At 74.9% G+C, this 18,272-nt stretch carries 17 protein-coding genes; 8 read left to right on the top strand and 9 right to left on the bottom strand.

Annotated features, from left to right (window positions below):
* The first annotated feature begins 36 nt into the window (after positions 1–36).
* The 3 genes from BM414_RS07680 (at position 37) to BM414_RS07670 (ending at position 2,649) form a co-directional block, all read left to right on the top strand.
* Positions 37–1,386: an MFS transporter gene (locus BM414_RS07680; RefSeq protein WP_093579043.1), complete on the top strand. Its 1,350-nt coding sequence runs from the start codon at positions 37–39 to the stop codon at positions 1,384–1,386.
* Positions 1,383–2,114, top strand: a complete 732-nt coding sequence (locus BM414_RS07675; protein ID WP_093578862.1) for a thymidine kinase — start codon at positions 1,383–1,385, stop codon at positions 2,112–2,114. The genes BM414_RS07680 and BM414_RS07675 overlap by 4 nt, the downstream gene beginning before the upstream one ends.
* Before the next feature lie 190 nt (positions 2,115–2,304).
* The gene (locus tag BM414_RS07670; RefSeq protein WP_093578861.1) at positions 2,305–2,649 is read left to right on the top strand and encodes an RNA polymerase-binding protein RbpA; all 345 of its coding nucleotides are present in this window, start codon (positions 2,305–2,307) and stop codon (positions 2,647–2,649) included.
* Between the two features lie 103 nt (positions 2,650–2,752).
* On the opposite strand, the gene BM414_RS07665 is transcribed toward BM414_RS07670, so the two are convergent.
* The 4 genes from BM414_RS07665 to BM414_RS07650 form a co-directional block, all read right to left on the bottom strand.
* The gene (locus tag BM414_RS07665) at positions 2,753–3,229 is read right to left on the bottom strand and encodes an FxsA family protein (RefSeq protein ID WP_093578860.1); all 477 of its coding nucleotides are present in this window, start codon (positions 3,227–3,229) and stop codon (positions 2,753–2,755) included.
* Between the two features lie 40 nt (positions 3,230–3,269).
* Complete coding sequence (locus BM414_RS07660) at positions 3,270–4,061, bottom strand: polyprenol monophosphomannose synthase (protein ID WP_093578859.1); 792 nt, start codon at positions 4,059–4,061, stop codon at positions 3,270–3,272.
* Positions 4,058–5,671, bottom strand: a complete 1,614-nt coding sequence (lnt, locus tag BM414_RS07655) for an apolipoprotein N-acyltransferase (RefSeq protein ID WP_245784559.1) — start codon at positions 5,669–5,671, stop codon at positions 4,058–4,060. The genes BM414_RS07660 and lnt overlap by 4 nt, the downstream gene beginning before the upstream one ends.
* A 161-nt stretch (positions 5,672–5,832) precedes the next feature.
* On the bottom strand, positions 5,833–7,356 hold the full coding sequence (locus BM414_RS07650) for an amidohydrolase (protein WP_093578857.1): 1,524 nt from the start codon (positions 7,354–7,356) through the stop codon (positions 5,833–5,835).
* 81 nt (positions 7,357–7,437) lie between these two features.
* Between BM414_RS07650 and BM414_RS07645 the strand changes: the two genes are divergently transcribed.
* On the top strand, positions 7,438–7,968 hold the full coding sequence (locus BM414_RS07645; protein ID WP_093578856.1) for a GNAT family N-acetyltransferase: 531 nt from the start codon (positions 7,438–7,440) through the stop codon (positions 7,966–7,968).
* Positions 7,969–7,974: 6 nt separating this feature from the next.
* On the opposite strand, the gene BM414_RS07640 is transcribed toward BM414_RS07645, so the two are convergent.
* From BM414_RS07640 to BM414_RS07630, 3 genes are read right to left on the bottom strand one after another with little or no spacing between them, the layout of a single operon-like run.
* Complete coding sequence (locus BM414_RS07640) at positions 7,975–8,841, bottom strand: lysophospholipid acyltransferase family protein (RefSeq protein WP_093579042.1); 867 nt, start codon at positions 8,839–8,841, stop codon at positions 7,975–7,977.
* Positions 8,842–8,896: 55 nt separating this feature from the next.
* Positions 8,897–10,033, bottom strand: coding sequence for a carboxylate-amine ligase (locus tag BM414_RS07635; RefSeq protein WP_093578855.1), 1,137 nt, complete (start codon positions 10,031–10,033; stop codon positions 8,897–8,899).
* 44 nt (positions 10,034–10,077) lie between these two features.
* Positions 10,078–10,686 carry a TetR/AcrR family transcriptional regulator gene (locus BM414_RS07630; protein ID WP_245784558.1) on the bottom strand — a complete coding sequence of 203 codons (609 nt, stop codon included), beginning with the start codon at positions 10,684–10,686 and terminating at the stop codon, positions 10,078–10,080.
* 187 nt (positions 10,687–10,873) lie between these two features.
* Here BM414_RS07630 and BM414_RS07625 point away from each other — a divergent pair, with 187 nt between their 5' ends.
* From BM414_RS07625 to BM414_RS07610, 4 genes are all read left to right on the top strand, one after another.
* Positions 10,874–11,677 carry an SDR family NAD(P)-dependent oxidoreductase gene (locus tag BM414_RS07625; protein ID WP_093578854.1) on the top strand — a complete coding sequence of 268 codons (804 nt, stop codon included), beginning with the start codon at positions 10,874–10,876 and terminating at the stop codon, positions 11,675–11,677.
* 26 nt (positions 11,678–11,703) lie between these two features.
* On the top strand, positions 11,704–12,822 hold the full coding sequence (locus BM414_RS07620; protein WP_093578853.1) for a DUF5938 domain-containing protein: 1,119 nt from the start codon (positions 11,704–11,706) through the stop codon (positions 12,820–12,822).
* Positions 12,819–14,360 carry an acyl-CoA synthetase gene (locus BM414_RS07615; protein WP_093578852.1) on the top strand — a complete coding sequence of 514 codons (1,542 nt, stop codon included), beginning with the start codon at positions 12,819–12,821 and terminating at the stop codon, positions 14,358–14,360. The genes BM414_RS07620 and BM414_RS07615 overlap by 4 nt, the downstream gene beginning before the upstream one ends.
* A 162-nt stretch (positions 14,361–14,522) precedes the next feature.
* The gene (locus BM414_RS07610) at positions 14,523–15,377 is read left to right on the top strand and encodes a hypothetical protein (protein WP_093578851.1); all 855 of its coding nucleotides are present in this window, start codon (positions 14,523–14,525) and stop codon (positions 15,375–15,377) included.
* Positions 15,378–15,462: 85 nt separating this feature from the next.
* On the opposite strand, the gene BM414_RS07605 is transcribed toward BM414_RS07610, so the two are convergent.
* Positions 15,463–15,753, bottom strand: coding sequence for a DUF1540 domain-containing protein (locus BM414_RS07605; protein WP_093578850.1), 291 nt, complete (start codon positions 15,751–15,753; stop codon positions 15,463–15,465).
* A gap of 242 nt (positions 15,754–15,995) precedes the next feature.
* Positions 15,996–18,155 carry an intein-containing Rv2578c family radical SAM protein gene (locus tag BM414_RS07600; protein WP_139245738.1) on the bottom strand — a complete coding sequence of 720 codons (2,160 nt, stop codon included), beginning with the start codon at positions 18,153–18,155 and terminating at the stop codon, positions 15,996–15,998.
* Between the last annotated feature and the right edge of the window lie 117 nt (positions 18,156–18,272).

The raw sequence follows: 18,272 nt of genomic DNA, 5'->3' as shown, positions 1-18,272 counted from the left end.
CTGGATGTGCCCGGTCGCGGCTGGCACCCTCCGCCCGTGACCGCCCCCGACGTCGACGCCGCGCAGCCCGTCGACCGCGCACTGCGCCGCGAGCGCTTCGGCTGGTACTCCTACGACTGGGCGATGTCGGTGTTCAACACCAGCGTCACCACGGTCTTCCTGGGCCCGTACCTGACCAGCGTCGCCGAGGACGCCGCCGGCGCCGACGGCCGGCTGCCCTTCCTGGGGCTGTCCATCCCGCCCGGCAGTTGGTTCTCCTATGTCCTGTCCTTCTCGGTCGTCCTGCAGGTCGTCGTCCTGCCGCTCACCGGCGCCGTCGCCGACCGGTCGGGGCGCAAGCGGCACCTGCTCGGCGCGCTGGCCGCCCTGGGGGCGCTGGCCGCCACCTGCCTGTTCTTCGTCGCCGACGGGCGGTACCTGCTCGGCGCGGCGCTGTTCGTCGTCGCCAACGTGGCCTTCGGCGCGGCCACGGTCGTCTACTACTCGTGGCTGCCCGACCTGGCCGGGCCCGACGAGCGCGACGCCGTCTCCAGCCGCGGCTGGGCGTTCGGTTACGTCGGCGGCGCGCTGCTGCTCGCCGTCCACCTGGGGCTGTTCCTGGGGGCGGAGTCCCTGGGGCTGACCTCCGGCGAGGCGGTGCGGATCTGCCTGGCGACGTCGGGGCTGTGGTGGGGACTGTTCACGCTGGTCACCGTCTCGCTGCTGCGCGACCGGCCGGCGCAGGCCGCCGCGCACGGCGCCGCCACCAGCGGGTTCCGGCAGCTGGCCGCGACGCTCCGGGGCATGCGGGCGTTCCCGCTGACGCTGTGGTTCCTCGGCGCCTACCTGCTGTTCAACGACGGTGTGCAGACGGTGATCTCGCTGTCGGCCACCTACGCCAGCGAGGAGCTGGGGCTGTCGCAGTCGGTGCTCACCGGCGCGATCCTCATGGTGCAGGTGGTCGCGGTGTTCGGGGCGCTGGGCCTGGGCCGGGTGGCCGCCCGCTACGGCGCCAAGCGCACGGTGCTCGGCTGCCTGGTGGCCTGGACGGCGGTGCTCGTGGCCGCGTACACGCTGCAGGAGGGCGCGGTCGCGCAGTTCTACGCGCTGGCCGCCGTCATCGGGCTGGTGCAGGGCGGCACGCAGGCGCTGTCCCGGTCGCTGTTCAGCCACCTGATCCCCACCGGCCGGGAGGCGGAGTACTACAGCTTCTACGAGATCAGCGACCGCGGGACCAGCTGGCTGGGTCCGCTGGCCTTCGGCCTGACCTACCAGCTGACCGGCTCCTACCGGTACGCGATCATCAGCCTGGTCGTCTTCTTCGTGGCCGGCTTCCTGCTGCTGCTCCGGCTGCCGATGCGCCGGGCCGTGCTGGCCGCCGGCAACACCCCGCCGGAGCGGCTGTGAGCGATCCGTCCGTCCCGCTCGCCGCGGTCCCCGCGGCCGGGGACCGGCGGCGCGCCGTGGCACCGGCGCACCTGCGGTTCTTCCACGGGCCGATGGACTGCGGCAAGTCCACCCTGGCGCTGCAGGTCGACCACAACCAGAGCCGGCAGGGCCGCTCGGGGCTGCTGGTCACCCAGGGCGACCGGTCGGCGGAGCCGCGGATCAGCTCGCGGGTGGGGCTGTCCCGCGACGCCGTCGAGATCGACCCCGGCACCGACCTGACCCTGCTGGTCCGCAGCCACTGGGCCGACGGACGGCGGGTGGACTACCTGATCGTCGACGAGGCGCAGTTCCTCACCCCCGCGCAGGTCGACCAGCTCGCCGAGCTCGTCGACGCCTCCCACGTCGACGTCTACGCCTTCGGGCTGACCACCGACTTCCGCGCCCGGCTGTTCGCGGGCACCCAGCGGCTGCTCGAGGTCGCCGACGACGTGCAGCGCATCCAGGTCGAGGTGCTGTGCTGGTGCGGCCTGCCGGGCCTGCTCAACGCCCGCGTCGTCGACGGCGCGATGGTGCGCTCGGGCGCCACCGTCGTGGTCGCCGACACCGCGCCCACCCCGGCGCCCGGTGAGACTGACGACCCGGCCACCGGCACCGAGGTGCACTACCAGGTGCTGTGCCGGCGGCACCACGTGCTCGGCCAGCTCGGCCCCACGGCGGCCGGTCCGGGGCAGCTCGCCCTCTCCTGAGGGGTGCGGCCTCCCCCGTCCGGGGGGCGGTGCGCGCGCCAATACCACCCCATGCGATGATCGGGAACTGACTCAGCGGAATCTCTCCGCGAAATCCGCCGTTGGTCTCCATGACACCCTCCGCAGTGGGTACCCCCTGCTGTGACGGAGAGTCCTGACCGACACCATCAGCACGAGAGGACGGTGTGCCATGGGCGAGCGTTCCCTGCGGGGCAGCCGACTGGGCAGCGTGAGCTACGAGACCGAGCGGAACACCGCGCCGATCGAGCGGCAGTACGTCGAGTACAAGTGCCCCTCGGGTCACCAGTTCACCGTCCCGTTCGCGGACGACGCCGAGGTGCCCGACACCTGGGAGTGCAAGTTCGACGGCGCCTCGGCCAAGCTGGTCGGCGGCTCCGAGCCGGCGCCCAAGAAGGTCAAGCCGCCGCGGACGCACTGGGACATGCTGCTCGAGCGTCGCTCCGTGGAGGACCTCGAGGAGGTCCTCGCCGAGCGACTGGAGGTGCTGCGCGGCCGGCGGACCCGCGCCAGCTGAGCTCGGCCCGACCGACGGAACGGCCCCGGTGGGACTCCCCACCGGGGCCGTTCCGCGTCCGGGGCCCGATGGGTTCCGGTGCGGGTCCTCCCCGCGGGGAGCGCTAGCGGACCAGGTGCCCCTCCCCCGCGACCTCGCCCTCGATGACCCGCACCGGGCCCTCGGGCCGCGGGAACGTCTCCACCCGGGTGCTGCGCACCCGCACCGGCCGGACCACGCCCAGCTTCGCGGCCAGCCCGCGGCCCACGGCGGCGCGCACCAGCGGCCGGGTGGGCGGCAGCAGGCACAGCAGGCCGACGACGTCGCCGAGGAACCCCGGCAGCACCATCAGCACGCCGCCGACGGCGACCAGGCCGGCGTCGGCGCCCGCGGAGCCCGGCGGGCGGTGTGCCAGCGCCCGCTCGCGCAGGTCGGCCAGCGCCTGCGTCCCCTGCCGGGCCATCAGGGTCCAGCCGAGGACGGTGGTCGCCAGGGCGGCCAGCAGCGTCCAGCCCACGCCGATCCAGGCGGCGACCACCGCGAAGACGACGACCTCGGCGAGGGCCCACAGCCCCGCCACCACACGTACCCGGTGTGCCACGGCACTCCTCGGTCCGGCCACGCGGGCGGTCCGGGTCCGCCTACCGGACCTCGCTGGACCGCCCGCCGTCGCGGACCCGTCCCGGCACGGGCGGAGGGACCCGGCCCGGCAGCCGATCGGCCAACCGGTCCTGCAGGCCCCATCCGGTGACCCGTGCCAACGCCTCTACAACGATCGAGGACGTCATCTTGCTCCTGCCGGACGCCCGTTCGCTGAAGGTGATCGGCACCTCCACCACGCGGGCGCCCGCGCGCCAGGCCCGCCAGGCCCAGTCGACCTGGAAGCAGTAGCCCTGGCTGGCCACCTCGTCGAAGGGCAGCCGGTCCACCAGGTCCCCGCGGACGGCGCGGAAGCCGCCGGTGGCGTCGGCCAGGGGCAGCCGCAGCGCCCGCCGGGTGTAGACGTTGCCCAGCCGGGACAGCAGCAGCCGTCGGCGCGGCCAGTCCTCGACCCTGCCGCCGGGCACGTAGCGCGAGCCCAGCGCCAGGTCGGCGCCGTCCAGGGCGGCCAGCAGTGCCGGCAGCTGCTCGGGGTCGTGGGAGCCGTCGGCGTCCATCTCGACCAGGACGTCGTAGTCCCGCGCGCGGCCCCACCGGAAGCCCGCGACGTAGGCCGGACCCAGCCCGGCCTTCTCCGTGCGGCGCAGCACGTGCACCCGCTCGTCCTGCGCGGCGAGCTCCTCGGCCAGCTCGCCGGTGCCGTCGGGCGAGCCGTCGTCGACGACGAGGGCGTGCGCGTCGGGGACGGCGGCGTGCAGCCGGTCGAGGACCGGCTCCAGGTTGTCCACCTCGTCGTAGGTCGGGACGACGACGAGCACCCGCGACCCGGTCACCGGCCGGCTCGCCGCGCCTGCAGCCGGCGGCGCACCGCCGGGCCCGCGACCGCCAGCACGGCTCCGAGGCCCAGCGCGGTCAGGAGCCACTCCGGCGCCGCGCCCAGCCGCTCGGCGACGGTGGCGGAGTCGCGCTGGGCGACGTCCTCGACGAAGACCGCGGGGGTGAACAGCTCCGAGCGCCGGGCCAGCGAGCCGTCGGGGGCGACCACCGCGGAGATCCCGCTGGTGGCGGCCACGACCACGGTGCGGCCGAACTCCACCGCACGCAGCCGGCTGGCCGCCAGCTGCTGCTCGCTCTCGTCGGTGAACCCGAACGTGGCGTTGTTGGTCTGGACGACGAGCATGCCCGCGCCGGCCTCCACGGTGTCGGCGACCAGGGAGTCGTAGACCACCTCGAAGCAGATGACGTCGCCCACCTGCGCGCCGCCCATCTCCAGCACACCCACCTCGGTGCCGTGGGTGAAGTCGCGGCGGACCAGGTCGACCTTGTCGCTGAAGAAGCGGAAGAAGTCCCGCGCGGGCACGTACTCGGCCAGCGGGACCGGGTGCCGCTTGACGTAGGTGTCGCCGGGGCCGGTCTCGGGGTCCCAGACGATGCCGGTGTTGCTGATGAACCGGCCCGGCCCGTCCACGACCGCGCCGACCAGGATCGGCGCGCCGATCGCCTCGGCGGCCCGGCCGATCTGCCGGGCGGCGTCCTCGTTGGTGTAGGGGTCGATGTCGGAGCTGTTCTCCGGCCACACCACCAGATCCGGCTGCGCCCGGTCGCCGGCCCGCACGGCCGCGGCGAGGGAGATCGTCTGCTGCACGTGGTTGTCCAGCACCGCCCGGCGGCGGGCGTTGAAGTCCAGGCCGGCCTCGGGCACGTCGCCCTGGATCACCGCGACGGTCCGCGGGGGGCCGCCGTCGGTGAGCGAGGGGCCGGGCAGCGGCAGCCAGGCGAGGGCGCCGAGCAGCGGGACGGCGAGCACGGCCGCGACCGCCGCCACCGCGGCGCGCGGCGTCGTGCCCCCGTCGGCCGCGCGCCAGGCGCGGACGAGGGCGAGGACGGCGGCCGCCAGCAGGGTGCCGGTGAGCGCGACGGCGAAGGAGACCCCCGGCACCCCGCCGTACGCCGCCAGGGACAGGAACGGCCCGTCGGTCTGGCTGAGCCCCAGCCGGCCCCAGGGGAAGCCGCCGAACGGGACGCGGCCGCGCAGCGCCTCGTCGGCCACCCACAGCGCCGCGGTCCACAGCGGCCACAGCCGGAACCGGGAGACCACCGCCGTGGCCGCCCCGAGCAGCGCCACGAACAGCGCCTGGGAGACCGCGAGCGCCAGCCACGGGAACGAGCCGACGTAGACCCCGCTCCAGGACAGCAGCGGCACGAAGAACGTCAGGCCGAGGACCAGGCCGAGCCACGCCCCCGAGCGGGCGCGGCGGCCGCGGACGGCCAGCGCCAGGGCGGCGGGGCCGAGCACGGCCAGCGGCGGGAGGGAGTAGCCGGGGAAGGCGAGCAGCAGCGCGAGGCCACCGGCGGCGGCGAGCGCGGTGGGCCACGGCAGGCGACGGCGGGACCGCTGCGCGCTCGCGGAGGCGCCGGGGCCGGTGTCGAGCGCATCGGTCACGGCTGCTGGCGGCACTCCCGACCTCCCCCCGAGGACTGGCCGCGGGCGGCGCCCGGGCACGGCCACGATCGTGGCCCGTCGACCAGCATCCCACCCCGCCGGGCGCATCCCGCCGCGCGACCTGCGGGATCCCCCGCCCGTGCGGTCACCGGACCGGGCGGTTACAGCGACCGCAGCGGACGGCCCGCCACCACCAGCTGCCGGCAGCCGGGGCGCGAACGGCGGTCGAGGACGGCGGAGAGGCCGGCGTCGGTGTCCCAGAGCGCCAGGTCGGCCGGTGCGCCCGGCGCCAGCGGGCCGGCGGCGGTCCCGGCGCGGACCGCGTGCCAGCCGCCGTGGGTGGCCGCGTCGAAGGCGTCGAACGGGCGCAGGCCGGCGCCCTCGGTGCGGTGGTCGACCGCCGCGTGCACGCCGCCCCAGGGGTCCATCGGCGTCACCGGGGCGTCGCTGCCCAGCGCCAGGGCCACCCCGGCGTCGGCGAGGTCGGCGAACGGGTTGCACGCCGCGGCCCGGTCGGTCCCCAGCCGCTCGGCGTACATCCCCGCCGGGCCGCCCCACGCGGCGTCGAAGGCGGGCTGGACGCTGGCCACCATCCCCCACGACCGCATCCGCTCGACCGCCGCCGGACCGGCCATCTCCACGTGCTCGACCCGGTGCCGGCAGGCCCGCACCGCCGGCAGACCCAGCTCGCCGACCACCGCGCCCACGGCGTCGAGGACCTGGTCCACGGCGGCGTCGCCGATGCAGTGGAAGCCGGCCTGCACGCCGGCGGCGGTGCACGCGCGCAGGTGCTCCACCAGCTGCGCGGTCTCGAAGCGCAGCGCCCCGGCGGTCCCGGGCCGGTCGCGGTAGGGCGCGCTCAGCGCCGCGGTGTGCGACCCGAACGCCCCGTCGCAGAACAGGTCCCCGCCGGCGCCGGCCAGGCCCAGCTCGCGCACCAGGTCCAGCCCGCCGCGCTCGCTCAGCTCCCCCCAGTAGCCGGCCACCCGCGGCCCCGGCCGCTCCCGGGCCAGCGCCAGCAGCGCCCGCAGGTCCTCGGCGCTCGACACCTCGGGGCCGGCCATCTCGTGCAGGCTGCCGATCCCCAGGCGCCCCGCCTCGGCGAGCGTGGCGGCCTGCGCGGCGGCGCGCTGCTGCGCCGTCACGGCGCCGTGGGCGGCCTGCCGGGCGGCGTGGTGGGCATCGAGGCGCAGCTGCCCGTCGGGAGAGAAGCCGGGCAGGTCGCGTATCCCGGGCACGAGGTCGAGCAGCGCCGTCGACACGGTCGCGGAGTGCACGTCGACCCGGGCGAGGTAGGCCGGGCGGTCGCCCAGGACCGCGTCGAGGTCGGCACGGGTCAGCCCCCGGCCCTCCGGCCAGCCGGTCTCGTCCCAGCCGGTGCCGAGCAGGATCCCCGGTGGCGCGGTGCGGACCGCCCCGGCGACCGCGGACAGGGCCTTCGCGAGGCTCGACCTCGAGTGGAGGTCGAGACCGGTGAGCGCCAGGCCGGTGGCGGTGGCGTGCACGTGCGCGTCCACGAACGCCGGCGTCAGCAGCCCGCCCTCCCCGGCGAGCACCTGCCCGGCCCGCGGCGCGTCGGCGGCGGCGCCCACCCAGGCGATCCGCCCGTCGACGACGTGCACGGCACGGCCGGGACGGTCGCCGACGGTCACGTCGGTGAGCAGCAGGTCGGGCGGCGCGGTCACGCCCCGAGCATGACGGCGCGCGCGGGTGCCCGCGGCGGCGGGTCGGCGGATAGTCCCGGACGCCCCGGGTAGGCAGCCGCGATGCCGGACGGGGAGCTGCTGACCGACCGGCTGCGGCTGCGCCCGTGGACCACCTCCCGCGACGACCTCGCCCGGCTCACCGACATCTACCGGCGCGAGGAGGTCACCCGCTGGCTGGGCGGCACCCCCTCGGTCGGCCCCGTCGAGCTCGTCTGCCGCTGGGCGCAGATCCGCCGCGCCGATCCGGTGCACGGCTGCTGGGCGGTCGAGGTCCGGGACGGGGCTCCCCCGCTCGTCGCCGGCACGGTGCTGCTCAAGCCGCTGCCCGGCGGCGTCGGGGAGGTCGAGGTCGGCTGGCACCTGCACCCGGACAGCTGGGGCCGCGGGTACGCCACCGAGGCCGCCGGGGCGGTGGTCGAGCACGCCTTCGTCGCCGGGCTGCCGGAGGTCTACGCCGTCGTCCGGCCCGGCAACGAGGCGTCGCTGGCGGTCTGCCGCCGCCTGGGCATGACCCCGCTGGGCCGGCTGCGCCGCTGGTACGACGTCGAGCTGGAAGCCTTCCGGCTGATGGCGCCGGTGGTCGTCGAGTAGGGCGCCTCAGGCGGCGTCGCGACGGCGGGTCAGGCGGCGCAGCCGGGCCCGCCGGGTCGTGCGCGCCTTGATCCGGGTGCCCGCGGCGTCGTCGCGGTCCCGCCGGGCGGCCTCCTCCAGGGTGGGCGCGGTGCCGCCCAGGTGCCGGGGCAGCCACCACAGGTCGTCGGGGCCCTCGGGCTGCTGCGGATAGGTGCGCTGGGCCTCGTCGAGGAGGGCCTCCATGGCCACCCGGGTGCGCGCCAGCAGCGTGGCGGACGTCTCGCCCGGCTCGGGCACGATCGGCTCCCCCAGCAGTACGGTCACCGCGCGGCCCCGGGTGAGGTCCACGGGGTGCTTCTTGGTGGCCACCCGGTGCCCGCCCCACACCGCGGCGGGCAGGATCGGCACGCCGGCGTCGAGGGCCATCCGGGCCGCCCCGGCCTTGAGGTCCTTGACGGTGAAGCTCTGGCTGATCGTCGCCTCGGGGAAGACGCCGACCACCTCGCCGTCCTTGAGCGCGCGGACGGCGGCGTCGAAGGCGGCCGCGCCGGCCTTGCGGTCGACCGGGATGTGCTTCATGGCCCGCATGAACGGCCCGGCGAACCAGTGCCCGAAGACCGAGGCCTTGGCCATGAACCGCACCAGCCGGTGCTGCGGCAGCGCGGCCAGGCCCAGGAAGGTGAAGTCGAGGTAGCTGACGTGGTTGCTGCAGATCACGGCGCCGCCGGCGGTGGGCACGTGCTCGGACCCGCGGACGTCGAACCGCAGCCGTAGCAGCCGGAAGACCAGCAGCGTGACCCGGATGACCAGCCGGTAGGGCCCGTCCCCGCGCCCGGGCCGCCGTCCGAACAGGTCGCGCCGCACGACGTCGCGCCAGCTCGCGGTGTACATGACGGGACGATAACCGCCGTTCCCGCGCGCCACCCGCGGTGTCACTCCCCCGTCGTCAGTCCTCCGTCGTCAGCCGTACCGCCGCGCGCACCACCGCGGTCAGGTCCCCGGTCTCCCGGTGCACCCGCCGCTGCAGGTCGGCGCCCGTGCCGCGCGCCAGGACCGCCGCCACGCCGTCGGCCACGCGCTGCCGGTCGCCGGTGACGTCGAGGGCCGGACCCACGTGCTCGAGCAGGGCCGCGACGACGTCGGCGGCCGGCGCCGGGCGGCCCGTCCTCGGGTGCACGAGGTCGCCGGTGGTCCCGGAGCGGCCGGCCCGCCAGGCGGCCACGCGCAGCACCTCGCTGCGCACCCGCGGCGCCGGGACCCCGTCGCGCCACGCGCGGGCGGCGGTCTCCACCAGCCCGCGGACGAGCCCGGCGTGGGTGACGGCGTCCTCCACCCGCAACGCGACGTCGGCGGTGCGGACCTCGACCGTCGGCCAGGTCTGCGAGAGGCGGGCGTCGAAGTAGACCATCCCGGCGTCGACGATCGTGCCGGTCGCGACCAGGTCGGCGACGACGCGGTGGTAGGTCGCCGCGTCGCCGAACGGCTCGGTGGCGCCCGAGGAGGGCCAGCGGTTCCATGCCTGCGACCGGAAGCTCGCGTACCCGGAGTCCGCGCCCAGCCAGAACGGGGAGTTGGCGGTCAGCGCGGTGAGCACCGGCAGCCAGACGCGGATGCGGTCGAGGACGGCCACGCCCTCCTCGTCGTCGGCCACCGACACGTGCACGTGGCACCCGCAGGTCAGCTGGTCGCGGGCGATGAGGCCGAAGGTCTCGGTCATCTCCTCGTACCGCTCCCCCGGCGTGGTCTGCGGCTGCACCCCCACCGGCGAGGTGGCCAGGGCCGCCACCCGGGCACCGACGGCACGGGCCGCGGCGTCGGCGCGCCCGCGCCAGTACCGCAGCTCGCCGGTCACCTCGGCCAGGTCGGTGCACACGCCGCTGCCCAGCTCGACCTGCTCCCGCTTGAGCTCGGGCACCAGGTGCCCGGGGGACTCCCCTCCCCCGTCGCCGGCGCGCTCGTGCTGCTCGGGCGTCTCGCCCTCCCCGCGCCGCGCGGCCACCTCCAGCGCCTCCGGCCCGAGCGGCACCGGCGTCCCCGACGGGTCGACGACCAGCAGCTCCTCCTCGACCCCGACCGTGCGCACCGGCACATCCTCCCCACCGGTCCCCGGGACCGCAGGACCGCCGGTCAGTGCACGAGCCGGGGCAGGACCTCCTGCACGGCCTCCCGCAGCGACGACGCCGCCTCCGGGTCCCCGGCGAGCTGCCGCAGCAGGGCCTGCTGGAAGAGCCCGTCCAGCACCGCGTAGAACACCGTCGGGGGGACGCGCGGCCGCGCACCCGAGAGCTCGGCGTACCGGCTCACCACGCGCCCGACCATGCGCTCGAGCAGCAGGTCGATCTCGGCGACGTCGGCGCGGAACGCGGGCTCGAACATCGACTGGTTGCGCAGGTCGTACCAGAGCCGGTGCATCTGCGGCTCGCCGGTGAGGGTCGCGGTCTGCTCCCGCAGGAACCCGGCGACCAGCTCCTCGGCCGTGGTCGCCGTCGCCACCGCCTCGTCGTAGCGGGTCGCGCAGCGGGCCTTGTACTCGCGCACGCAGTGGGTGATCAGCTCCACCTTGTCGCGGAAGTAGTAGTGCAGGACGCCGTGGGAGTACTCCGAGCGCGCGGCGATGTCCCTCAGCCCCGTGCGGGCGTAGCCCAGCTCGGCGAGCGTCTCGAGCGCCGCCGTGGCGAGCTCGCTGCGGCGCTGGGCCACCTTGTCGACGGCGCGCCCCTCGACTGCGGGACCCACGGCTCTCCTCCGGTGCAGGGGACGGGCAGCGGTCCTGCGCCCGGACGCAGCGTAGCCGCGCCCACCCTGTCTTGACGACTGTCCAGGAAAGTCTTGACGGTCGTCCAGAGGCGGGTCGAGCATGACCGGCGTCACACCCGGCGGCCCAGACCTGCGCCCCGGACACCTCGACGACGAGGAGAGACCCATGTCGGTCCCCGCACTGCACGGCCGCACGGCGCTGGTCACCGGAGGCGCCCGCGGCCTCGGCCAGGGCATGGCGCAGGCCCTGGCCCGCGCCGGCGCCTCCGTGGTCGTCGCCGACGTCCTCGACGAGGAGGCCGCCGAGACCGCCCGGGTGCTCGCCAAGGAGGGGGTGACCGCCGGCTCGGTGCACCTCGACGTCACCGACGAGGCGGGCTGGGAGGCCGCCGTGGCCGCCACGGTGGAGCAGCTGGGCGGGCTCGACGTCCTGGTCAACAACGCCGGGGTCGAGGTCACCGCCCTGGTCACCGAGATCGACCCCGCCGACCTGCGCCGCATGCTCGACGTCAACGTCGTCGGCACGGCCCTGGGGATGAAGCACGGCCTGCGCGCGATGCGGCCCGGCGGCGCCGCGGGCACCGGCGGCTCCATCGTCAACGTGTCCTCGGTGGCGGCGACCATCGCCTTCCCGGGCATCGCCGGCTACTCGGCCACCAAGTCCGCCGTCGACCGGATGACCCGCATCGCGGCCGCCGAGGCCGGCAAGCTCGGCTACGGCGTGCGCGTCAACTGCGTCTACCCGGGCCTGGTGCCCACCGCGATGGGCATGAAGCTCGCCGTCGACTGCGCCGGGATCGGGCTGTTCGACAGCCCCCAGGCCGCGGTCGAGGCGGTCGTGGCACAGACACCCTCGGGACGTCTCGGAGAGGTGGCCGACATGGCCGACGCCGTCGTCTTCCTCGCCTCCGACGCCGCCCGCTTCGTCAACGGCACCGGGCTCGCCGTCGACGGCGGCATGGGCTCCTGACCCCCACCCCCCGAGGAGATCCCGCCATGAGCACCAAGCCCGTCGTCGTCTACGGCGCCTCCGGCTACACCGGCCGGCTGATCTGCGAGTACCTGCGCGAGCTCAACGTCCCCTTCGTCGCGGCCGGCCGCGACAAGGACCGGGTCCAGGAGGTCGTCGGGAGGATCCCCGGCATCGAGACCGCCGACCACGACGTCGTGGAGGTCGAGCACACCGTCGAGGCGCTCACCGACCTGTTCACCGGCGCGAGCGTCGTCTGCAACACCGTCGGCCCCTTCATCAAGTACGGGCCGGAGGTGGCGCAGGCGTGCCTGGCCACCGGTGCCCACTACCTCGACACCACCGGCGAGCAGGACTGGATCCTCGACGCCCAGCAGCGGTGGGGGACGGCGTTCGCCGAGGCAGGCCTGCTGCTCTCCCCCGGCATCGCGCAGATGTACACGACCGGCGAGATCGCGGCGAACATCGCGCTGGAGACCCCCGGCCTGGACACCCTCGACGTCCTGGTGCTGTGGAAGGGGTTCCCGACCAGCGCCTCCACCGAGACGATCTTCACCATCCTCAAGGCCGACTGGTTCCACCTGGCCGAGAACCAGTACGTGAAGGTCGACCCGCTGGCCAGGTGGGACGTCGTCGTCCCCGGGCAGCACGAGCTGGGCCTGGCCGTGCCGTGGGGCGGCACCGCGCACCCCGTGTGGTTCAAGGACGACCCGCGGGTGTCCAGCGTCAAGGTCGCCGGCGGGGTGCTCAACCGCCCGGTGATGGAGGCCGTCGTCGCGACCACCGCGATGGTGGAGAGCGACATCAAGACGCTGCCCCGCGAGCAGTGGGACGACGCGCTGGCCGAGATCGCCGCCGCCTGGTCCTCGGGGATGCCGCCCCGGGAGAACCCGCGGCTGAACACCTCGGTGGACTCCGTGCACGCCTCGGGGCCACTGGGCCGCAAGCACGTGGTCATCCACGGCAACTCGAACTACAAGCAGACCGGGCTGCTGCAGGCCTGGGCGGCGATGTCGCTGCTGCAGCAGCCGCCGCGGCGGGCCGGCTTCGCCTCCGGCTGCCAGGCCTTCGGGCACCGGCAGCTGCTCGGGGTGCTGCGCCAGTTCGGCCTCGTGCTCGACCCGGTGGTGACCGAGCACCGATGAGCCTCACCGCGTACCTCGACAAGGGAGCCTCCCTCGGGCCGGACGCCGCGTGCCTCACCTGCGGGGACCGCACGATGACCTACGCCGAGGTACAGCGGCACAGCCGGCAGGTCGCCGGGGCGCTCGCGCGCTCCGGCGTCCTGCCGGGCGACCCGGTCGCGGTCCTGTCGGCCAACGACCCCACCGCCTTCGCCAGCGTCTTCGGCATCGCCCGCGCCGGCGCGGTCTGGTGCCCGGTGAACCCGCGCAACGAGGCCGGGGAGAACCGCGAGCTGCTCGACCTCTTCGGGTGCACCGCGCTGCTCTACCAGCGCTCGTACGCGCCCCTGGTGGCGGCGATCCGCGACCGCCTCCCCCGGCTGACCACCCTGGTCTGCCTCGACGGCGAGGGCGACCGCGGTGACCCGTCCCTCGCCGACTGGCTCGCCGGCGCTCCCGAGGCCGGTGACGCCGAGCCGCCCGGCGGCCTGGTCATGCTGGTCGGGACCGGCGGCACCACCGGCCGGCCCAAGGGCGTGCGGCTGACCGACCGCAACGTCGAGACCATGTCCGCGCTGACGCTGATGAGCTACCCGTTCGAGGGGCGGCCTACCTACCTGGCACTCGCCCCGCTCACCCACGCCGCCGGCGTCCTGTGCTTCCCGGTGATGGCCCTCGGCGGCGAGATCGTCGTCATGCCGGCGCCGGACCTCGGGGAGTTCCTGGCGCTCGTCCAGGGCCACCGGGTCACCCACGCCTTCCTGCCGCCCACGCTGGTCTACGTGATGCTGGACCACCCCGACCTCGACGGCACGGACCTGTCCTCCCTGCAGTGCCTCTGGTACGGAGCAGCCCCCATGTCCCCGCACCGCCTCGAGGAGGCGATCCGGCGCGTCGGTCCCGTCCTCGGGCAGCTGTTCGGCCAGTCCGAGGCGCCGATGATGATCTCGACGATGTCACCGGCCGAGCACCTGCACCCGGACGGCTCCCCCGCCCGCGAGCGGTTCTCCTCCGCCGGCCGGCCGACGCCGCTCACCACCGTGGCGGTCATGGACGGCGAGGGGCGCCTGCTCCCGGCCGGCGAGCGCGGCGAGATCGTCGTGCGCGGGTCGCTGGTCATGGACGGCTACCACCGGGACCCGCAGGCCACCGCGGAGGCGAGCCGCTTCGGCTGGCACCACACCGGCGACATCGGCTACCTCGACGAGGACGGCTGGCTGTACCTCGTCGACCGCGCGAAGGACATGATCATCAGCGGCGGCTTCAACGTCTACTCCGCCGAGGTCGAGCAGGCGCTCATGGCCCATCCCGGCGTCCAGGACTGCGCGGTCGTCGGACTGCCCGACGAGAAGTGGGGCGAGCGAGTGGTCGCCGTCGTGCAGGCGCGGGCCGGGACGGCGCTGGACCCGGCCGACGTCCGGGCCTTCGCCCGCGCGCGCGTCGGCGGCGTCAAGGCCCCGAAGGAGGTCCTCGTCTGGGCCGACCTCCCCCGGTCGAAGGTCGGCAAGGTGCTCAAGCCCGACATCCGGGCGCACCTGATGCCGACCACGGGCGCGTAGCGGCAGGCACCCTGCGTCGACCAGGCCCTGGCCGAGGTGTCCGGTCCGCATCCCGGTCGCCGTCGCCGTCGCCTGCGGATCGTCCTCGCGTTGGCGTAACTTGCTGTTTTCGGGGTTCTCATGGTGTGAAGCTAAGTTGGGGATAACGGGTAAGATGAGCGCATGACCAAGGGCTGGCAGGGACCGCTGCCGGAGATGCCGTCACTCCCCGCGGCGCGCGCCTGGGCCCGACTGGCGCCGCCCGAGGGCTACGCCGTCCAGTGGCGCCGATTGATCGACGCCGCGCTGGAGCTCGGCCTCGGGCCGGAGGAGCTCGCCGAGGGCGGGATGGACGACGTCGCCGCGGCCCGGGACTGGAAGCCGGCCACCGTCACCCTGTACAGCAAGGTCGCCCGCTACGGCGGGGTCCCCCTGCCGACGCCACCGACGCCGGAGCCGGACCCGCGGACGCTGGACCTGCGGCCGCTCACCGAGGTCCGCAGTGAGGACCCCGAGCACCTGCGCACGGTGGTCTGGTGCGCGATCGCACTGCGCTGGCCGGCGCCGGTGGGCGGCTTCCGGGACCTGCGGCGCGAGCAGGTGCACGCCACCGCCCGCCGCCTCGTCGTCACCACCGACGACGGCGAGTGGTCGGTGCCCGGGGCGCTCACCGCCTGGCACGCCTGGGAGGCGGTGCGCAACCGCTTCCCCGCCCTGGCCGGCAGCCCGTGGGTGCTGCCGGCACTGCGTCGCGGCCCGGGCTACACCTCGCAGGTGGGCGGCCGGCTGTCGAGCCAGGCGCTGCAGGTGACGTTCACCAAGCACGCGGTGCGAACCGCGCTGTACCTGCGGGCGACGACGACCGGCGGACGGCGGACGCGGGCCGAGGCGCTCGCTGCCGTCTACGAGACGCTGTCCTACGACTCCTACCGTCGGCTGGCCCTGGCCGCCGGCGCGGAGCCGGTGGCCGCCCGCGGTGCGGTCCGGGCCGAGCGGGCGACGCGGGCCAACAAGGCCGCGGCCGCTCCGCCGGCCTGAGCCCCTCCCCTCCCCCGGACAGCACGACGGCCCGGGCGGGTGCCCGGGCCGTCGATGCGGAGCGCGAGGAGCGCGAGGTGCGCCGTCAGGTCGCGGAGTAGGTCAGGCAGCTGGCGGTGTCGTGGTCGAAGCCGACGCGGATGTCGGACGCGCGGCACTCGAGGGCGTCGTTGTGCACGCAGTCGGTGCGGGAGCACGCGCCCACCTGGGCCTCGGCGCGCGGCAGGCCGCCCCTGATGGTGAGCGGGACGAACGTGCCGCAGTCGGCGTGGCCGTCGGTGCCGCTCACGGTGATCGCGAAGGCGTGACAGCCGTGGTCGTTATAGGAGCAGCCGTCGACGGTGCACTCGCTGACGGGGGGCATGACGGTGGTCATCTCTGGTCCTCCGGAGTCGGATGGATCACTCGACCCGAGTGTCCCCCCGAATGGCTAAACAATCGAGTCGAGCGACCATTCCGCGTGTCGCACGGCGCCATTTTTGAGGCTAGCCTCACCTGCATACGGGCAGTTCAGCGGGCCGAACAGCTCCCGGACCAGGCGAGGCTATCCTTCCTCACACGCCATTCCGGTTGCGATCCCTCCTTGTGAGGGCAGCCTTCCCTGACCATTTCCACGCCTCAGATGAGCGCGAGCTGACCGGGGACGTCGCCGGCGCGGGCCTTCCTCGCCCGGGCTCCGCGCGGGCGCTCGGTGGCGTCGCGGGCCGGCGGCAGGCTCCCGGCCGGGAAGGCCGCCTCGTCGTCGCCGGGGACGCCGGAGGAGGCCTCGGCGCCCCGGGCCGCTCCCCCGGGCCGGCCGTCGAGCCCGTGCCGGCGCAGCAGCGGCGTCACGCGCTCGGCGAGCCACGCCCGGTACTCGGCCGGCACGTAGGCGCCGCCGCGGTAGAGCTGCCGGTAGCGCCCGACCAGGGACGGGTGCTCGCGGGTCAGCCAGGCGGAGAACCACTCGCGCGCGCCCGGGCGCAGGTGCAGCGGGACCACGGTGACGCCGGTGGCGCCGGCCTCGGCGATCGCGCCGAGGGCCGTGTCGAGGTCGGACTGCCGGTCGGTGAGGCCGGGCAGCACCGGGGCGAGGAAGACGCCGCAGGGCAGGCCGGCGTCGGTGACCGCCCGCACCAGGTCCAGTCGGGCGCGCGGCGACGGCACGCCCGGCTCGAGGCTCGCGTGCAGGTCGTCGTCCCAGACGGCCAGGGAGACACCGAAGCCGACCGGGACGTCCTTCGCGGCGCCGGCCAGCAACGGCAGGTCGCGGCGGGCCAGCGTGCCCTTGGTGAGGATGGAGAGCGGCGTCCCGGAGTCGGCCAGCGCCCGGATGACGCCGGGCATCAGCCGGTAGCGGCCCTCGGCGCGCTGGTAGGGGTCGGTGTTGGTGCCGAGCGCGACGTGCCGGCGCTTCCACGACGGCTTCGCCAGCTCCCTGCGCAGGACCTCGACGAGGTTGGTCTTGACGACGATCTGCGTGTCGAAGTCCCGGCCGGCGTCCAGGTCCAGCCACTCGTGCGTCGAACGGGCGAAGCAGTTGTGGCTGATCACCCCGTCGGCGACGAAGTCGCCGGTCCCGGTCGTGATGTCGAACATGGGCATCTCCAGGCCCAGCGCCTGCAGGTCGACCACCTGGAGCGCGGCATCGCTCTCGACCGCGATGCCCTCGACACCGCACCTCCGGCGGATCGCGGGGTCGACCAGGTGGACGAAGCGCATGTGTTCGCGCAGGCCACCCCGGACACGGACGGTGGCGAGACCGTCGTCGCGCCGCCGGTCCTCGACGACGGCGTCGAAGTCCAGGCCGGACAGCGCGTTCCGGGTGCGCTCGAGGATCTCCGGATCGGTGTTGCTGACCCTCAGCGCTCCCCCACTGCGACTGCCCTCGGCGTCGAAGATCCCCGCGAGGAAGCCCCGCTGCCACGCCGCGGTCGGCTGACCAGGCCATGCGACGAGGTCGGCGATGCGGCCGACGGCGGCCGACGAGGACGCCCGGATGGCCCGTATCGCCCGTCTCGCCCCGACAGCCCCCGCGAAGTCGAAGCGGTCCGTGCGGATGCCCTCCTCGGCGAGGAACGCCTGGGTGCGGTCGAGACCCTCCTCGTCGACCAGCGCCAGGCGGAACCGGTGGTGATCGTCGTGGGTACGCCCGGGTCGCTCGTGGTGATCGACGCCGAGGTGTCCGTCCCCGCGGATCATCCCGGCCAGGTAGCCCCGCCGGTACTCCGCACAGACGACGAGGGACACCCCTGTCCGCCCGAAGCCCATGAGCTCGTCGTTGGTGGTCAGGTGCGGTCGCCGCTCCCGGCCGGACGTCGTGCCGGTGACGTACTTCCAGCCACGGCGGGTGAGGAACCGGTGGTCCCCGCTCGCCGTGAGCTCGGTCCCGTCAGCCAGGGTCACCCGGTGCGCCGGCTTGACGGTGCCCCAGTGGGCGAGCACCTCGGTCTCCACGTAGTGCCGGTAGGTGCCACGACGCTCGGTACCGATGATGCGGTCCCCCACCCGCAGCTCCGAGATCGGCCGCTGGCTGCCGTCTGCCATGAGGATGCGCGTGTCCCCAGCGAGGCAGTACACGCACTGATGGAGGCAGCCCCTGTACGGGTTGATCGTGTGCGAGAACGGCATCCGTGAGCCCTCGGGCACGGGGTTGAGCGCCGACCGGCAGAGCACCTCGTGCATCGTCACACCGGGGAACTCGGGCACCTCCACGCTCCGCAGCAGTCCGCGCAGGCTCGGCATGCCCGGCAGCAGCGACTCGTCGTCGGCGTCGAGCCGTCGGGCGTCCCACCTCATGCCCTCGATGCGAACACGTGTTCGACGCGCTGTCCAGTGGTACCGCTGTCGTTGCGTTCTCCCCGTCCTCGACGCGCCCACCGGTTTTCGCGCGTTGCCGTTAGGGATAACGGCACA

The organism is Geodermatophilus amargosae, assembly GCF_900116515.1.
Classification (GTDB): Bacteria; Actinomycetota; Actinomycetes; order Mycobacteriales; family Geodermatophilaceae; genus Geodermatophilus; species Geodermatophilus amargosae.
The sequence above is the reverse complement of the archived record's forward strand: the minus strand, read 5'-3'. Positions and strand labels throughout refer to the sequence as shown.

Bases quoted from the DNA above. Each gene is read 5' to 3' on its own strand.
- BM414_RS07610 (WP_093578851.1), top strand. From the start codon at position 14,523: ATGACCAAGGGCTGGCAGGGACCGCTGCCGGAGATGCCGTCACTCCCC.
- BM414_RS07615 (WP_093578852.1), top strand. From the start codon at position 12,819: ATGAGCCTCACCGCGTACCTCGACAAGGGAGCCTCCCTCGGGCCGGAC.
- BM414_RS07620 (WP_093578853.1), top strand. From the start codon at position 11,704: ATGAGCACCAAGCCCGTCGTCGTCTACGGCGCCTCCGGCTACACCGGC.
- BM414_RS07625 (WP_093578854.1), top strand. From the start codon at position 10,874: ATGTCGGTCCCCGCACTGCACGGCCGCACGGCGCTGGTCACCGGAGGC.
- BM414_RS07670 (WP_093578861.1), top strand. From the start codon at position 2,305: ATGGGCGAGCGTTCCCTGCGGGGCAGCCGACTGGGCAGCGTGAGCTAC.
- BM414_RS07640 (WP_093579042.1), bottom strand. From the start codon at position 8,841: ATGTACACCGCGAGCTGGCGCGACGTCGTGCGGCGCGACCTGTTCGGA.
- BM414_RS07645 (WP_093578856.1), top strand. From the start codon at position 7,438: ATGCCGGACGGGGAGCTGCTGACCGACCGGCTGCGGCTGCGCCCGTGG.
- BM414_RS07600 (WP_139245738.1), bottom strand. From the start codon at position 18,155: ATGAGGTGGGACGCCCGACGGCTCGACGCCGACGACGAGTCGCTGCTG.
- BM414_RS07605 (WP_093578850.1), bottom strand. From the start codon at position 15,753: ATGACCACCGTCATGCCCCCCGTCAGCGAGTGCACCGTCGACGGCTGC.